18 protein-coding genes are annotated in these 15,816 nt (G+C 64.9%); 14 read left to right on the top strand and 4 right to left on the bottom strand.

The features are described 5' to 3' along the window. Nucleotides 1-219: 219 nt before the first annotated feature. The 4 genes from D3F03_RS05995 (at nt 220) to D3F03_RS05980 (ending at nt 2,297) form a co-directional block, all read left to right on the top strand. Nucleotides 220-795, top strand: a complete 576-nt coding sequence (locus tag D3F03_RS05995) for a sigma-70 family RNA polymerase sigma factor (RefSeq protein WP_119108368.1) — start codon at nt 220-222, stop codon at nt 793-795. Next, nucleotides 792-1,232 (top strand): anti-sigma factor family protein, encoded by a 441-nt coding sequence (locus tag D3F03_RS05990; protein ID WP_119108367.1) that lies wholly within the window; start codon nt 792-794, stop codon nt 1,230-1,232. The genes D3F03_RS05995 and D3F03_RS05990 overlap by 4 nt, the downstream gene beginning before the upstream one ends. After that, nucleotides 1,229-1,693 carry a periplasmic heavy metal sensor gene (locus D3F03_RS05985; RefSeq protein ID WP_119108366.1) on the top strand — a complete coding sequence of 155 codons (465 nt, stop codon included), beginning with the start codon at nt 1,229-1,231 and terminating at the stop codon, nt 1,691-1,693. The genes D3F03_RS05990 and D3F03_RS05985 overlap by 4 nt, the downstream gene beginning before the upstream one ends. 127 nt (nt 1,694-1,820) lie before the next feature. After that, nucleotides 1,821-2,297 carry a hypothetical protein gene (locus D3F03_RS05980; protein ID WP_119108602.1) on the top strand — a complete coding sequence of 159 codons (477 nt, stop codon included), beginning with the start codon at nt 1,821-1,823 and terminating at the stop codon, nt 2,295-2,297. A gap of 681 nt (nt 2,298-2,978) precedes the next feature. Here the strand turns inward: D3F03_RS05980 and D3F03_RS05975 are convergent. Both D3F03_RS05975 and D3F03_RS05970 read right to left on the bottom strand, forming a co-directional pair. Continuing rightward, complete coding sequence (locus D3F03_RS05975; RefSeq protein WP_119108365.1) at nt 2,979-3,974, bottom strand: DUF4365 domain-containing protein; 996 nt, start codon at nt 3,972-3,974, stop codon at nt 2,979-2,981. 291 nt (nt 3,975-4,265) lie between these two features. After that, a complete protein-coding gene (locus tag D3F03_RS05970; protein WP_119108364.1) occupies nt 4,266-5,075 on the bottom strand; it encodes an isocitrate lyase/PEP mutase family protein in 810 nt (269 codons plus the stop codon). 231 nt (nt 5,076-5,306) lie between these two features. On the opposite strand from D3F03_RS05970, the gene D3F03_RS05965 reads away from it, so the two are divergent. The 8 genes from D3F03_RS05965 to D3F03_RS05930 all read left to right on the top strand — a co-directional run bounded on the left by D3F03_RS05965 (nt 5,307) and on the right by D3F03_RS05930 (nt 13,508). Further along, complete coding sequence (locus D3F03_RS05965; protein ID WP_119108363.1) at nt 5,307-6,515, top strand: MFS transporter; 1,209 nt, start codon at nt 5,307-5,309, stop codon at nt 6,513-6,515. Nucleotides 6,516-6,717: 202 nt separating this feature from the next. Further along, the gene (locus D3F03_RS05960) at nt 6,718-7,947 is read left to right on the top strand and encodes an MFS transporter (RefSeq protein ID WP_119108601.1); all 1,230 of its coding nucleotides are present in this window, start codon (nt 6,718-6,720) and stop codon (nt 7,945-7,947) included. Nucleotides 7,948-8,064: 117 nt separating this feature from the next. Next, nucleotides 8,065-9,267, top strand: coding sequence for a YbfB/YjiJ family MFS transporter (locus D3F03_RS05955; RefSeq protein ID WP_119108362.1), 1,203 nt, complete (start codon nt 8,065-8,067; stop codon nt 9,265-9,267). Nucleotides 9,268-9,457: 190 nt separating this feature from the next. Next, a complete protein-coding gene (gene yghU, locus D3F03_RS05950) occupies nt 9,458-10,330 on the top strand; it encodes a glutathione-dependent disulfide-bond oxidoreductase (RefSeq protein WP_119108361.1) in 873 nt (290 codons plus the stop codon). Nucleotides 10,331-10,346: 16 nt separating this feature from the next. Next, nucleotides 10,347-10,979 carry a glutathione S-transferase family protein gene (locus D3F03_RS05945; RefSeq protein WP_119108360.1) on the top strand — a complete coding sequence of 211 codons (633 nt, stop codon included), beginning with the start codon at nt 10,347-10,349 and terminating at the stop codon, nt 10,977-10,979. Nucleotides 10,980-10,983: 4 nt separating this feature from the next. Continuing rightward, nucleotides 10,984-11,484 carry a flavodoxin family protein gene (locus D3F03_RS05940; protein WP_119108359.1) on the top strand — a complete coding sequence of 167 codons (501 nt, stop codon included), beginning with the start codon at nt 10,984-10,986 and terminating at the stop codon, nt 11,482-11,484. 218 nt (nt 11,485-11,702) lie between these two features. Further along, nucleotides 11,703-12,599, top strand: coding sequence for a dienelactone hydrolase family protein (locus D3F03_RS05935; protein ID WP_119108358.1), 897 nt, complete (start codon nt 11,703-11,705; stop codon nt 12,597-12,599). 57 nt (nt 12,600-12,656) lie between these two features. After that, a complete protein-coding gene (locus tag D3F03_RS05930) occupies nt 12,657-13,508 on the top strand; it encodes a ZIP family metal transporter (RefSeq protein ID WP_119108357.1) in 852 nt (283 codons plus the stop codon). A gap of 41 nt (nt 13,509-13,549) precedes the next feature. Here D3F03_RS05930 and D3F03_RS05925 read toward each other — a convergent pair whose 3' ends face one another. Together D3F03_RS05925 and D3F03_RS05920 are read right to left on the bottom strand one after the other, a co-directional pair. Then, nucleotides 13,550-14,338: an SAM-dependent methyltransferase gene (locus tag D3F03_RS05925; RefSeq protein WP_119108356.1), complete on the bottom strand. Its 789-nt coding sequence runs from the start codon at nt 14,336-14,338 to the stop codon at nt 13,550-13,552. Continuing rightward, complete coding sequence (locus D3F03_RS05920) at nt 14,335-14,946, bottom strand: Maf family nucleotide pyrophosphatase (RefSeq protein WP_119108355.1); 612 nt, start codon at nt 14,944-14,946, stop codon at nt 14,335-14,337. The genes D3F03_RS05925 and D3F03_RS05920 overlap by 4 nt, the downstream gene beginning before the upstream one ends. A gap of 25 nt (nt 14,947-14,971) precedes the next feature. On the opposite strand from D3F03_RS05920, the gene D3F03_RS05915 reads away from it, so the two are divergent. Further along, complete coding sequence (locus D3F03_RS05915) at nt 14,972-15,529, top strand: YceD family protein (protein ID WP_119108354.1); 558 nt, start codon at nt 14,972-14,974, stop codon at nt 15,527-15,529. Nucleotides 15,530-15,628: 99 nt separating this feature from the next. Then, a complete protein-coding gene (rpmF, locus tag D3F03_RS05910) occupies nt 15,629-15,811 on the top strand; it encodes a 50S ribosomal protein L32 (protein WP_119108353.1) in 183 nt (60 codons plus the stop codon). Nucleotides 15,812-15,816 lie beyond the last annotated feature (5 nt).

Genomic DNA, 15,816 nt, shown 5'->3' with positions numbered 1-15,816 from the left:
GCCTAGGAGCCTGTCGGACTTGGAAATCGTCGGCTGCAAATCGGCCGCAGCGGTCCATGCTTCACCGTTTTCTTGCCCCATAGTCGGGCTATGGGGCTGCAAATCCGGCAAAAACTGTCCTCGGTGGGGCCGATTCTCGCTCTCGACGCTCCAAGTCCGACAGCCTCCTGGGGACGATGGAACTTTTTCCCCCTCTGTTCGTTGGCGTGATCAAGGCACATGCAGAACTTCAAACACCTGGGAGACGAAGAATGCGCTGCGCACGCGCAGCGGGGCGAAAGGGCCGCGTTTTCTGAGCTGGTCGTGCGCTACCAGGACCGTATTTATCGCTTTCTGGTGCGCCTGACCCGCTCGCCCGACGAGGCCATCGAGCTGGCGCAAGACACCTTCTTGAACGCCTACCAGGCGCTGGCGCATTGGCAACTGGAGACGCATTTTTCGGCCTGGCTGTTTCGCATTGCGCGCAACCTGGCCTTCGACTGGCTGCGCCGCGACAAGCGCGTGCAGTTCGTGCCCCTGGAGGAAGACGATGGTGATGCCTTCGCCGACCCCGCGCCAGCACCCGACGCTGTGCTGGAAACGCGCCAGCGCTATCGAAGCCTGGAGGCAGCGCTGGCGCGGCTTCCCGCCGAGCACCGCGAAATTTTGCTGCTGCGCGAGATCGAGGACATGCCGTACCAGGACATTGCCACCGTGCTCGGCCTGAACGTGGGCACCGTGAAGTCGCGCATTGCACGGGCGCGCACCGCACTGCTGGAAAAAATGCCACACCGACCAGAAGAGGTACCGAAATGAGCTGCCCCCAAGACCCGGCGCTATCCGCCTACGCGGACCAGGAAATGCGGCCCGCCGAATACGCCAAGCTGGCCCGCCATGTGCAGGGCTGCCCGGTCTGCCAGCGCCGTCTGGCTCAATTCGAGGATTTGCGACAGGCCATGCGCGAGCTGCCGTCGCCCACTTTGGGGTTTGACCTCTCGGCGCGCCTCAAGGACCGCCTGCGAACGCCGCCCCCGCGCCCCCGTGCCAGGCCCCGGTTCTGGACGGGCTGGGTGCCCGCCGGGCTGGGCACCGGCCTGGCGCTGGCATCGGGGGTGTGGCTGGGCAGCTTGCTGGCAGGCGGTGGGGCCGTGAGCGCTCCGAGCGCAAGCCTGGTGCGCGTGTTCGACCCGGTGCCGCCCGGCGGGCTGTGCGCAGCCGTTGAAATTTGTCGTTTATCGAAAGCCATGCCATGAATCGCAGCACGATGTGGAAAGGGCTGTTGGCCCTGTCTCTGGCTCTGAACCTCGGCACCCTCGCCGCCGTTCTCGTGCAGCAGGCCAGACCGGCGCCGAACGCCGCTGCCGCGCCGCTGAATGTGCCCGATTACCTCGGCCTGGCACCGCAGCAGCGCGAGCGCTGGCAGCAGTTGGAGCCAGCCTTCTTGCGTGATCTCGCGGCCAACTGGAGCGACATTCGCCGCCACCGCGAGTCGCTGGTGCGCCACATTTTTGCCGAGTCACCGCAGCGGGCGTCCATCGACGCCGAGCAGGCCACCATTGCCGCGCTGCAGGCGGCCCAGCAGCAGCGCGTGATTGCCCAACTGCTGGCAGAGCGCGATTTGCTGGATGCGCCGCAGCGTGAGAAGCTGATGAACCTGCTGCTCAGCCGCTACGCACAAGAGTCCACCGAGGAAGAGCAGTTGCACCGCCATTGAAGCGGGCGGCCGGAATGCAAACAAAGATGCAAATTGAATGGAACATTTCGGTGCGGGGTTCGTTGACACCAGCAAGGCCGCGCCATTGCACGGCCCCAATGCACGTCAACCTTCACCGGAGTTCACCATGAAACTAGCCCTGTCCCTTCTGCTGGCCGCCACCCTGGTCACCCCGCTGGCCAGCCTGGCCGCTGAAAGCCACGACCATGGCGCGGCCGCGTCCCATCCCATCGAGCTCAATGCGGGCAAGAAATGGGCCACCGATGCGCCGCTGCGCAAGGCCATGCAAGAGATCAAGGCATCGGTAGACCGCACCCTGCCCGCCGCCCATGCAGGCAAGGCCAAGGCGGCCGATTTTGATGCCTTGGGCCAGGCGGTCACGGCCCAGATCGGCTACATCGTGGAAAACTGCAAGCTCGACCCCAAAGCCGACGCGCAGCTGCATGCCGTGATCGCCGAAATGGTGGCGGGCGCCGACATGGCGCAAGGCAAGCAGGGCGACCCGGAGCGCGCCTCGGGCGTGGTCAAGATCGCGCAGGCGCTCAATACCTACGGCGCCTATTTCCAGCACCCGGGCTGGAAGGCAACCCCGTTGCCGCATTGAGCCTCGCCTGAATCACTTGGTTTTGAAGGCGGCCCTGATCCGCCTGAAGCTGTGCTCCTCGGCATGGCCAGAGGGGAAGGGGAGCCGGGCCGCCCTTCGGGCCATCGCTGCGCTCGGCCCCGGCTCAGTAGCGCAGGCATTGGGGTCGGATCACGATTTCGCGCAGCGAAACTCGTGCTCAGACCCCAATCCCGGAACGGAGGGCGCAACGCGTTTCCTTTGGCATGCACGTCTGAGGCAGCGTATTTGAGTTCCAGACGATGAGCGGCTGTTGTCGGCCACAAGCAGCCAACTACAAGGAAGCAACGAACGACTGTCGACTACCGAGTGCGGTCATCGGTGCCTATCGAATCGGCTTTGTTCCGAACAACTCAATCGCCCACTCCTTGGCCCTGGACAGCACTCGTCGGTCAGTCTGAGAGACCCCCATGACCGCGAGGATTGAAGATCAACCCCCTGGAAGTGCGGCTCGTACTCTGCCAAACGCAGTGGGCGAGCGGTGCAACAGTTCCGCCACCAAACTGTCGCTTGCGGGTTCTCGGGGTTTTGGTCCCTTCGTCGCCTCGCTAGAATCACCTTGCGCGGCTAGCCCCATTGCTATTGAAGAGTAATGGCGTATCGGACTTCTCAACCGAGTTTTCGCTCAAGTTCTATTCCGGCCGTGGTAGGCGGTCGCGCACCTTACACCCCCTGCATTGTTCCTCGGCGCATCTCGTAGACCGAGTAGAACCAGATTTTCTCGCGCTCCCGCCTCGCGTCGCTCGGCGAGAGCAACCTGTTTCGTTTCAAGACGACCTGCACGACCGATTGGTGGCGGTAAGGGAAGCTGATAATCCCGCGCAGGCCGAGATAGTCCTCTGTCACCGAGTTGCCGTCCGCAAACTTCGTGATTTTCGCGTGTCCCAGGTTGAAGACCTCCCGGGAGCTGGTGACCAGTTTCTTGGCCGCACCGAGAAGCATCCAGGACTGAACGATCCGTTCAGGCAGCCGGCCGCGGCGCGTGATGTGCTTCCAGCCCTCCCGGTTGACCAGAATTTCTCTCAGCAAGGGGTTCTGCCTCGCCGTCGAGTCGTCACGCCATGCTTTGTAGTATTTCCATGCATCGTTGCGCAGCGACTCGGTCTTTCCGAGGACTGGCAAGAGTGTGTCACTTCTCTCGAGCGAGAACGTCTCCAAAAGACGGTCGTGTGTGCGCGCGCCACACAGCCGGTGGAAGTCGCCCTTCGAGTGATGCGAGAACCGCTGCGACTTCGGGATAAGGATCATTCCCGCATTGGTCGTCGAATAGGACGCGGAATCTCTGAGGTCCACCCACCACGCCGGCGGCGCCAGTTTGTCTTTGGTGTCGTCAACGAAGACTAGGACAGCGGGGCCCGGAACCCGTTGCCATCGGCTGCGGTGCTTTGCGATATATGCCGGCCCCAGCGCAACGCCTACGTGATCGGGGTGTTGCTTCTGATCTTGGCGATAGCCGTCGCCGCCGCACTTCACCTGCACAAACACGATGCCGCCGGTATCCGCAGGTTTTGCCGCGCCCCTTCGCATGAGGATGACGCCGTCGATGGCGTCGTCGTTGGACGCACCGTACTCCTGCCAGCCGCTCTCCCAGAAGTTCTCGACGATCGTCGCGACTGTGTTGACACCGATCCGTCCCTTGACGCGGTTGCTAGTGGCCATGTGCTACTTGAATTGCGTGAATTGATGGTGCGTTGATGCGCACAATCTTGTGCTAGGCAGGCTAACACGTCGATAGCCCCCAACGTATGCGTCATCCAGACCGATGGAGTACCTGCAAGGTGCTTTGATGGGCGACCGCTTGCGATCAACCAGGAGCCTTACATAAGCTTGAGGTGCAGGGCTGCAATGGGTCGACAACAGCCAACCGAAAACCCCCATTTCGGCCATTGCCTTGCCTTCAAAAGCTGCCCCCTCAAAGGTCCGCCGTCTTGACGCCAAGGCACTCGACCCCTACCGCCCAAGAAACATCGCATCCACCTTCGGCAACCCCTCGAAGCAAGCGAACGTCCCCCCCTCCGCAATCTCTTTGGCCGCGTGCAGGAACCCCGCCCAGGCCGTGCGCGCCAGCGCGCCGCCCACGCTGATCCGGCGAACTCCCAGATTTGCAGCCTCGGCAACCGTGATGTAAGGCGCGTTGATCAGCAGGTTCACCGGTTTCGGCGACACCGCGGCGACGACTGCAGCGATATCTTCTCGCTGGTGAATCCCCGGTGCGTACAGGCAGTCGGCGCCGGCCTCTGCATAGGCCTGCAAGCGGCGGATTGTCTCGGCGATGTCCGGGCGCCCGCAGATGAAGCCTTCTGATCGGCCGGTGAGCAGGGCGCCACTGCCCGCCCCGTCAATCGCCTGCCGCGCAGCCTGGATTCGGGCGACCGCGAGTTCGAAGTCGTGCAAGGGACGGTCAGCGTCGCCTGTGGCGTCTTCAATGGAAAGCCCCGCAATGCCGGTGGCCACGGCGAGTTTCACGTTGGCTGCGACCTGTGTCGGCTCAATGGCGAAGCCACCCTCGAAATCTGCGTTCACGGGCACGGCAACGGCGGCAACGATGTGGCGCAGGTGCTCAAGCGCCTGGTCAAGGGTGATCTGGTTGTCCGGGAGGCCGCGCGACCACGCGAAGCCTGCGCTGGTGGTGGCCAAAGCCTTGAATCCCATTTGCTCCAGAGCCCGTGCGCTCCCCACATCCCAGGGGTTCGGCATGACGAAACAATTCGCGTCGTGCAAGCGGCGAAACGTTTCGCACAGTGGTTCATGTGCTTCCATGTCTTGGCTCCAAGAACACAATAGAAGGGACGATTTTGCGCTTGCAAGCGTGCCGGCCGATGGGCGGGCAGGGCACGCACGCCCGCCAGCCCGATTGGCACCACCTCCTGATCGGTGGTGAACCGGGCCGCAAGACAGATTTCCATTCGAAATCTAGAATTCCCGTGTTCCAGCCGCCTCATCGAACCCGTTTCAGTGGTTCGCGCGCCTGTTCCAGAAAAACTCCTTCCAATGTCCAGTCTTGCCGCCACGCTGAGGCCGCCCCGAGCCCCCAAGGCCGAGTACCGCGTGCTGGGCGCCATCAGCGCCTCGCACATGGTCAACGACATGATGCAGTCGCTGATCCTGGCGATGTACCCGATTCTCAAGGGCGACTTTCACCTGAGCTTCGTGCAGATCGGCTTCATCACGCTGACCTACCAGTTGACGGCGTCGCTGCTGCAGCCGCTGATTGGCCTGACGACCGACAGGCGGCCGCAACCGTATTCGCTGCCCTTTGGCATGGTCTCCACCTTGTGCGGTCTGATCCTTTTGGCCTATGCGCCGACCTACGCGGTGCTGCTGCTTGCGGCTGCGTTTGTGGGCCTGGGGTCGGCCATCTTCCACCCGGAATCGTCGCGTATCGCCCGGCTGGCGTCCGGCGGGCAGCACGGGCTGGCGCAGTCGGTGTTCCAGGTGGGTGGCAATACGGGAAGCGCGATTGGGCCCTTGTTGGCAGCGGCCGTGATTGTTCCTTTCGGTCAGCGCAGCGTGGCCTGGTTTGGGCTCGCCGCACTGCTGGCCATCGCGATGCTGCTGCAGGTGAGCCGTTGGTATGCCGCGCGCAACCTTGCGGCTGGGCCGGTCGGCCTGCGAGCCGCACCAAGCTCGCCGCACCCACGCGGCGTGGTGCTGTTTGCCATTGGCGTGTTGCTGGTACTGATTTTTTCCAAGTATTTCTACATTGCGGGGATCAGCAGTTTTTACACCTTCTACCTGATCGAGAAGTTCGGCTTGTCGGTGCAAAGCGCGCAGGTACACCTGTTCATCTTCCTGTTTGCCTCGGCCATCGGCACGCTCGCCGGTGGGCCGATTGGCGACCGCATCGGGCGCAAGCCGGTGATCTGGGCGTCCATTCTCTGCGTTGCGCCCTTCGCGTTGCTGCTGCCGCATGCCGATTTGTTCTGGACCACCGCACTCACGATCGTGATTGGGCTGGTTCTGTCGTCGGCTTTCTCGGCGATTCTTGTGTATGCGCAGGAACTGATGCCCGGAAAGATTGGCGCGGTATCCGGCTTGTTCTTCGGCTTTGCCTTTGGCATGGGAGGCCTTGGCGCCGCGGCGCTGGGCTTGTTGGCCGACCGCACCAGCATCGAGTTCGTCTACAGGGCGATCGCCTACCTGCCGTTGCTGGGCGTCGTGGCCGCCTTGCTCCCCAAAAGCCAGAGAGCGGCTGGGTAGCGTTGCGTCGCGTGGGGTGCCGCGCCCCTTGTGGCGCGCCATGCTTGTCTCTCAAGGTGATTTAACGTCTGCGGCCGGGCAAGTCGGTTTCCTGGCCTCACAATCGATACAGCAGCCTGTCGAACCTGGAAAGCGTCGGCTGCACACCGTCTCTTCAATGAACCCCTTTTCACCTACCTCCGGCGCCAGCGTCAAAGCCCGGCTGACAAGGACGTTCCGCTCGCTGGGCAGGCGCAACTACCGCGTCTGGGCCGCCGGTTCGTTTGTCTCCAACATCGGCACGTGGATGCAGCGCATTGCCCAGGATTGGCTGGTGCTGACCCAGTTGACCCACAACAGCGGGACGGCGGTGGGCGTGGTGATGGCGCTCCAATTCGGCCCGCCGATTGTCCTGATGCCCGTGGTGGGGGCCGTGGCCGATCGCGTGGATCGCCGAAAAATGTTGCTTGCCACGCAGTCGGCGATGGCGGCCACCGCGCTGGGTCTTGGTCTGCTGGTGCTTACGGGGCTTGTGACGCTGTGGCAGGTGTACGTGTTTGCCGGGCTCATGGGGTGCATCAGCGCTTTCGATGCTCCGGTGCGCCAGACCTTTGTCGCGGAACTCGTGGGCGATGACGATCTGCCCAATGCGATCGCGCTGAACTCGACGCTGTTCAACAGCGCCCAATTGATCGGCCCAGCGATCGCCGGGGTGCTGATCGCGGTCTTGGGAACGGGGTGGCTGTTCATCATCAATGGCTTGAGCTTTGTCGCTGTCCTCACGTCGTTGCTGAAGATGCGCGTTGGCGAGCTCCGCCGCCTGCCCAAAACCGGCAAGCCCGGCAAGCCCGGAGTCGCCATGGCCGACGGCCTGCGCTACGTCAGGCACAAGCCCGACCTTGTCATTGCCCTGGCCATGCTGTTCCTGGTGGGAACCTACGGAGTCAATTTCCCGATTTTCATCTCGACCATGTCGGTCACGATCTTTCATGGTGGCCCCCATCAGTACGGAGCGCTGTCGTCGGCCATGGCGGTTGGGTCCGTCCTGGGCGCCTTGCTTGCCGCTGGACGCGAGCAGCCCCGACTGACGATTCTGGCCGCCAGTGCCTTTGGATTTGGCGTGATGTGTACGCTTGCCGCGGTCATGCCCAATGTCTGGTTGTTCGGCTTGGCTTTGGTAGGGATGGGCACCATGGCGCAAACGTTCACCACCTCAACCAACAGTCTGGTTCAGTTGAGAACGGAGCCCGCCATGCGTGGGCGCGTCATGGCGATCTATATGGCCATCTTCCTGGGGTGCACGCCGCTTGGCGCCCCTTTGGTTGGGTGGGTGGCCGACGGTTTCAGCCCTCGCTGGGCGCTCGGGGTCGGCGCGGCATCGGGTTTCGTTGCCTCCATCGTCGCGTTCGCCTACCACCGCTACCGCATCGGCAAAGTTCGGGCACAGCGCTGAACGGTGCGGGTGCCACCCTTGTGCGGTGGCAACCGTTGCCAGGCCCCGCTCTACGAGGAAGGCGCCCCCGATGGGTTCGCCAGCGCGGCGATGGGGGTTTGTGCGGTTTAATTCCGCATGCCTACCCGCCCATCCCACCTGCTGTCACCCTGGACGATCGTCATCACCGGCCTTGTCTCCCTCGCGATCGCGATGGGGATCGGCAGGTTTGCCTTTACGCCATTGATGCCGCTGATGCTGCGGGATGGAAGCTTGGATGCGGTCACCGGAACCGAATGGGCCGGCGCCAACTACATCGGCTATCTGGTCGGGGCGCTGACAGCCTCCATGTTTGGGCGTTCGCCTCGAAACGGTATCCGCATAGGGCTGATCGGGGTTGCGCTGACCACCGGGTGCATGGTCTGGGGCACGGCTTCCCTTCCCTGGCTTGGCGCAATTTTGCGCGGCAGCGCCGGTGTGTTCAGTGCCTGGGTTCTGGTGTGCGCAAGCGGGTGGTGCATGTCCGAACTGGCCCGCAGAGAGTCCCCTTCATTGGGCGGATGGATGTACACCGGTGTCGGCCTGGGGATTGCGCTGACCGGCATCCTGGCCTGGCTCGGAGGCAAGCAATCGGCCCTGCTGCTCTGGATGGAGCTTGGGGGGTTGGCGGCGGCAGGCACGGCTTACGTGCTGCGCAGCCTGGCTGCTCCCTCTGCCGCTTTGGTGCCCCCGGCGGCCAACACGGGCGCCCATCGGACGAAGGGGCCGCATCCTGGCAAAGGCCATCTGGGGTTGGTGTTTTGCTACAGCGCTTTTGGCTTTGGCTACATCATTCCGGCCACGTACCTGCCCACCATGGCGAGGCAACTCGTCTCTGATCCGCTGGTCTTCGGCCTGACCTGGCCCATTTTTGGCGCGGCGGCGGCATTGTCGGTTGCTGTTGCGTCCCGCTGGCTGTCGGCCTGGCCGCGCAGAAAAGTCTGGGCCGCAGCCCAGGCCGTCATGGCCTTGGGCACCTTGCTTCCGCTGTGCCAACAGTCTTTGTGGACGTTGACCGCTTCGGCGGTTTTGGTGGGAGGCACTTTCATGGTCGCCACCATGGCCGGCCTGCAATTGGCGCGGGAGCGAATGCCCTCCAACCCGACACCGCTGCTGGCCCGCATGACCGCTGGTTTCGCGGCCGGCCAAATCGCCGGCCCGCTGCTGGTGCGATGGATCGGGAGCACCCAGTGGGCAGGCTGGGATGCGCTCCATTGGGCGAATGCGGCCGCTACCGTGCTGTTGGCTGCCACGGCGTTTTGGTTGTGGCGCGGGGGGCGCGGCGTGCCGCCGAAGGCATAGGGCGTGACCCAACAAGTCCGTCACGCGCCGCGACCCGTTCCTCCGGCGGGAATGGAAGTGCTCCGTTCGTTTTTGCCCATCTGACCCGGTCGCAAGCAAGCCAGCAAGGGCGTCGGTACACTGAATGGCTATGGTCTGCCATGGCCCGCTATCGCAGCCTTGTCCGATTTTCCCTGGAGCCGCATCGCATATGACCACCCCTTACACACCGCCCGCCATCTGGCACTGGAACAAGGAAAACGGCGGCAAGTTCGCCAGCATCAACCGCCCGGTGTCCGGCCCCACGCACGACAAGGAACTGCCGGTGGGCAAGCACCCGCTGCAGTTGTACTCGCTGGCCACGCCCAACGGGGTGAAAGTCACGGTCCTGCTGGAAGAGTTGCTGGCGACGGGCCACAGCGGGGCCGAGTACGACGCCTGGCTAATCAATATCCAGGAAGGCGCCCAGTTCGGCAGCGGCTTCGTGTCGGTGAACCCCAATTCCAAGATTCCGGCGCTGCTGGACCTCAGTGATGCCGCCCATCCGGTGCGGGTGTTCGAGTCCGGCGCCATCCTGTTGTATCTGGCGGAGAAATTTGGCGCCTTTGTTCCTGCCAGCGGTGCGGCGCGCGCGGAGTGCCTGTCGTGGCTGTTCTGGCAGATGGGCAGCGGGCCGTTTCTGGGCGGCGGGTTTGGGCATTTTTACGCCTACGCACCGGAGAAGTTCGAATACCCGATCGACCGCTTTGCCATGGAGGTCAAGCGCCAGATGGATGTGCTGAACAAGCGCCTGGCCGAGCACGCGTTCATCGCCGGCCACGACTACACCATCGCCGATATGGCGATCTGGCCATGGTACGGCGCACTGGCCAAGGGCCAGCTCTACGACGCGGGCGAGTTCTTGCAGGTGCACGAGTACACGCATGTGGTCCGCTGGGCCGACCAGATCGCCCAGCGCCCGGCGGTGCAGCGTGGCCGCAAGGTCAACCGCACCTGGGGCGAGCCCGCCAGCCAGTTGCATGAGCGGCACGACGCCAGCGACTTCGACACCAAGACGCAAGACAAGCTCGCGCCGTCGGCCTGAGCCATAGGACACCACCATGATCACCCTCTACGACTGCGCCACGGCGCCCAGCCCGCGCCGCGCGCGCATCTTTCTTGCTGAAAAGGGCGTGGCGCACGCCACCGTCGCGGTGGACCTGCGCTCCGGCGAGCAGTTGGGCGAGGCGTACCGCCAGATCAACCCGCAATGCACGGTGCCGGCGCTGCGCACCGAGGGCGGCCTGGTGCTGACCGACAACCCGGGTATTGCGGCCTACCTGGAAGCGCAGTTTCCCGAGCCGCCCCTGTTGGGCACCACGCCCGAGGAAAAAGCCGAGATCGCCAGTTGGAACTGGCGCATGGAGTTCGAGGGCCTGCTGGCCGTTGCCGAAGCCCTGCGCAACAGTGCGCCCGCCATGGCCAACCGGGCGTTGCCCGGCGCGGTGAACTACCCGCAGATTCCTGAGCTGGCGCAGCGAGGGCTGGCGCGGGTGGAGCAGTTCTTCCTGTTGCTTAACGACCGCCTGGCGGGCCGCGACTTCGTGGCCACCGAGCGCTTCAGCGTCGCCGACATCACCGCCGTGGTGGCCGTGGACTTTGCGCGCGTGGTCAAGCAAAAGCCGGGTGAGCAGCACCCGCACCTGCTGCGCTGGCGCGCCGCCATGGCGCAAAGGCCGTCGATGGCGCTGTAGCAGCATGGCCGCGCGCAAGACGCTGCTCATCGTCTACCACTCGTTCACCGATGGCACGCGGCAAATGGCCGAGGCGGCGCGTGCTGGTGCCGCGGCGGACGAAGGCTGCACGGTGCGCCTGCTGCACGCTGCACAGGCAGGAGCGCCGGACGTGCTGGCAGCCGACGGCTACCTGTTTGCGACGCCCGAGAACCTGGCCGCCATGAGCGGGGTGGTGAAGGATTTTTTCGACCGCAGCTACTACGCGGTGCTGGACCGGGTGAATGGCCGGCCCTATGCCAGCCTTATCTGCGCGGGCAGCGACGGCAGCAATGCGGCGCGGCAGGTGGCGCGCATTGCCACCGGCTGGCGCCTCAAGGCGGTGGCAGAGCCGCTCATCGTCTGCACCCACGCCCAGACGCCCGAGGCCATTCTGGCGCCCAAGCAGATTGAGGACGGCGATCTGGAGCGCTGCCGCGCGCTGGGCGAGGCGCTGGCTACCGGGCTGGGCTTGGGTATTTTCTAAACGCTATTTAGTTGATAGCTGTTGGCGCTTTCTGCATAAGTGCTAGAGGCTATTTTCACTTAAAACCCAACGCATGCCGCCTGGCATGAAGGCGCGGTCGCCGGACACTTCAGCCGACAGCAGCGAGAGTGGCCGCTCGCGACGCGCTCGCAGCGCCGCAGGCGCGCAAGCTCTAGACTTGCGCGTTGGCGGTGTGGTTGCCGTTACGGAGAAATTTCATGTCCTTGCAGGATATTTGCACCGAGATCGATTCCCTTGCGCCTGGGCGGGCCACGCAGAGCGGCGCCCGCCGCCGCACCGTGCTGCACGCGGGTGTGGGGCTGGGCTATGCCGCAGCCGCCGCACCGCTCATGGCGCAGACGGCCATCGCGACCTCCGCCGAAGGACTGGACGCGGGCCGTGTGCACTACGAGCGCGATGGCTTTCAGGTGCCCGCCTACCGTGCCAAGCCTGCGGGGAAAACGCTTTTGCCGGTGGTGCTGGTGGTGCAGGAGATTTTCGGTGTACACGAATACATTGCCGACGTGTGCCGCCGCCTGGCGCGCGAGGGCTACCTGGCCATCGCGCCCGAGTTGTATGCGCGCCAGGGCGATGCGTCGAAGTACAGCGACATTTCCAGGCTGATGGCGGATCTCGTCTCCAAGGTGCCAGACGCCCAGGTCATGGGCGATCTCGACAGCGCGCTGGACTGGGCCGCGCAGAACGGCGGCGACACGTCGCGCGCCGGTATCACCGGGTTTTGCTGGGGCGGGCGCATCACCTGGCTGTACGCAGCGCACGGGCCGGTAAAGGCCGCGGTGGCCTGGTACGGGCGGCTCGAAGGCGCCGCCACAGCCCTCACCCCCAAGCACCCGCTGGAGCTCACCCCCATCCTGCGCGCCCCCGTGCTCGGCCTGTATGGCGAGGCGGACACCGGGATCCCGCAGGCCTCGATCGAGCGCATGCGCACAGCCCTGGCGTCAGGCTCGGATGCGGCAAAGGCCTCGCGCATCGTCACCTACCCCGATGCGCCGCATGCCTTTCATGCGGACTACCGGCCGAGCTACCGGGCGGCGGCCGCCAAAGATGGCTGGCACAAGGCGCTGGCCTGGTTGGGTGAGCACGGCGTGCGCTGAAAGCAAAAAGTTTAATAAAAATAGCCCATAGGGCATACAGGAAAAGCGTAGATAGCTATGATTTTGATAGTAATTGTGTTGGCCACGCTGGCGGCCGGCATTGGCAGTGTGTGGGTGGCCGCGTGGCTGATGCGTGCCGGCCTTGGCAGGGCGCAAGGGCAGGGCGTGGGGCCGCAGCATCTGCTGAGCCTGGCGGCCGGCGCTTTGTTGGCGACGGCGTTCATGCATTTGTTGCCCGAGGCGTTCGAGAGCCCCATCGATCCCCAGGCGCTCTTTGCGACCTTGCTTGTTGGCCTGGTGTTTTTCTTCCTGCTCGACAAGGCCGAGCTCTGGCACCACGGCCATGAGCATGCGCCGGACGCACCCGGCCATGCGCACGGCCATCCGCATTCCCACGCCCACCCGCACGGCGTACATGTGCACGGCGTACACGCGCATGGCGAGCAGGGCGCCTCCCGCATGGGGGGCTGGACCGTGCTCACCGGCGACAGCGTGCACTGCTTTGGCGACGGCGTGCTGATCGCGTCGGCCTTCGTCGCCGACCTACGCCTCGGGCTTGTGGCGGCGCTTTCCGTGCTGGTGCACGAAGTGCCGCACCACATGGGCGACCTGGTCGTGCTGCAGCAAAGCAACGCCAACCGCAATGTGGCCTTGGTGAAGGTGTCGCTCGCCGGCGCAGTGACGGCCTTGGGCGGCGTGCTGGGCTATTTCCTGATCGAGCGGCTCGATTTCGCCCTACCGTACTTCCTGGTGGTGGCGTCGAGCAGCTTTGTGTACGTCGCGCTGGCGGACCTGATCCCGCAGCTGCAAAAGCGTCTGACGGCCCGGCAGACGCTGCACCAGGTGCTGTGGCTGTTTGCCGGCATGGTGCTGGTGACCGTCGTGGGGCAACTGGCGCACCACCATTGAGTGGGGTGCGTTCCAACGCCCTGGGACTAAGTGAGGGCGCTCTAACGCCCTAGGGCAAACACGGCCGGTGTGTGGCGCCCTGGCGGCTCGGCGTGGCGCCACTGGCGCGCTTCCATGCTGCGGATGCTGGCGTCGGCGAGGGTGAGGCCGCTGGCGACAGCCAGGCGCGTGGTGGGCTGCAAGGTCTGCGCCAGCGCCTGGAGCAGGGCGGCATTGCGGTAGGGCGTTTCGATGAACAGCTGGGTTTGCCCGGTGCGCAGGGCCAAGGCCTCCAGGGAAGCGATGCGCTGCGCACGCTCGGCGGCGTCCTGCGGCAGGTAGCCGACAAAGGCAAAGTTCTGACCGTTGAGGCCGCTGGCAGCCAGCGCGAGCAAGAGGGACACCGGCCCGACCAGCGGCACCACGGCCACGCCCAGCTCGTGCGCTGCGCGCACCACTGAGCTGCCGGGGTCGGCCACGGCGGGCATGCCAGCTTCGCTCAGCAGGCCCACGTCGTGCCCGGCCAGCGCTGGCGCCAGCAGGTTGCGCGCGTCAAAGCGCGCTGAGCCCTGGGCGCCGTGGTCGCCCTTCTTGTGGACTGCGCGCGGCAGTTCGGTGATGTGCTGCTCCTGCAACGGGCTGGCGAGTGGGTGCAGTTCGCCAATGCGCTTGAGGTAGGCGCGTGCGCTCTTGGCGTTCTCGCAGACCCAGTGCGTGGTGCGGGCGGCAGCCTGCAGGGTGCCGGCCGGTAGCGTGTCTTGCAGCGGTGTCTGCGTTTCGCAGCCGAAATCAAGCGGCGCCGGCACCAGCAGCAGCCTGCCGCGCGTGGTGCCTGGGGTGTCGCCGCTCATGGCAGCACCAGTCCAGCCGCGCGCAACATGCGGCAGGTGCGGATCAGGGGCAGGCCCACCAGGGCGGTGGGATCGTCGCTGACGATGGCGTCCAGCAGGGCAATGCCCAGGCCCTCGCTCTTGGCGCTGCCGGCGCAGTCATACGGTTGTTCGGCGCGCAGGTAGCGCTCGATGGTGGCGCCGTCCAGCGTGCGAAAACGCACCTCTACAGGGGCGATATCGACCTGCTCGAAGCCTGTGGCCCGGCAGACCACGGCGACAGCGGTCTGGAAGATCACGGTCTGCCCGCTCATGCGCTGCAGTTGCCGCGTGGCACGCGCGTGGTCGCCAGGCTTGCCCAGCGGCTCGCCGCCCAGGTCGGCCACTTGGTCTGAGCCAATCACAACGGCACCAGGGTGCTGCGCTGCCACCGCGTGCGCCTTGGCCAGGGCGAGGCGCAAGGCGAGCGCGCGCGGCGCCTCGCCGGGCAGCGGGGCTTCGTCGGTGTCGGGGGATGCAACGGTAAATGGAAGGTGCAGGCGCTCCAGCAGTTCGCGCCGGTAGCGCGAGCTGGAGCCGAGAACCAGCGGGCGCGTGTTTGCGCCAGTTTCGGAGAGGGGTTCAGGCATCGCACGATTCTCTTACACTGCGCGCATGACCAAGGAATACTCTCCCGACCGACTCGACGTGAAGGCCTTCGTGCAGGCATCCGCGCACCTGGCCGGACACGAGTCCCTGCTCACCTACGAGCGCCTGGCCCAGGAAGCCAAGGGCCTGCACCCAGCTCTGCTGGTCGACTGGCAGGCGCAGGGCGAGTTGCGCAGCGCCGTGGCTGACGTTGGCGCGCCGCAGCTATGGCTGCACCTGACCGTGCACGCCACCTTTCCCATGCAGTGCCAGCGCTGCCTTACGCCGGTGGATGTGCCGCTGGACGTGGACCGCTGGTTTCGCTTCGTCCCCGACGAGGCCACGGCCGAGGCGCTGGACGACGACGCCGAGGAAGACCTGCTGGCGCTCAGCCGCGAGTTCTCGCTGCATGAGCTGATAGAAGATGAACTGCTGATGGCCCTGCCCGTGGTGCCGCGCCACGACGTCTGCCCCGCGCACTTGCCCATGCAGTCCAGCGACGAGGATTTCGATGCGGCGAGCGCCGAGCGACCGAACCCATTTGCCGCGCTGGCGGTCCTTCGGGTCGGCAAGGACAAGAAGTAGACGGCCTGCGTTATAATCGTGGGCTTCGCGCGCATCCCCCGGTTGTCTTTGATGGGTTGATCGCGTTTTTACCAACCTATTCAAACCCAGGAGCCGATCATGGCTGTTCAGCAAAACAAGAAATCCCCCTCCAAGCGCGGCATGCACCGTTCGCACAACGCGCTGGACGTGCCCGGCATTGCGCTGGAGCCCACCACGGGCGAAGTGCACCTGCGCCACCACATCAGCCCCAACGGCTTTTACCGTGGTCGCCAGGTGCTGAAGAACAAGTCCGAAGCCTGATCACC

This window comes from Simplicispira hankyongi, assembly GCF_003570885.1.
Classification (GTDB): domain Bacteria; phylum Pseudomonadota; class Gammaproteobacteria; order Burkholderiales; family Burkholderiaceae_C; genus Simplicispira; species Simplicispira hankyongi.
This window is presented reverse-complemented; position numbering and strand designations above follow the sequence as displayed.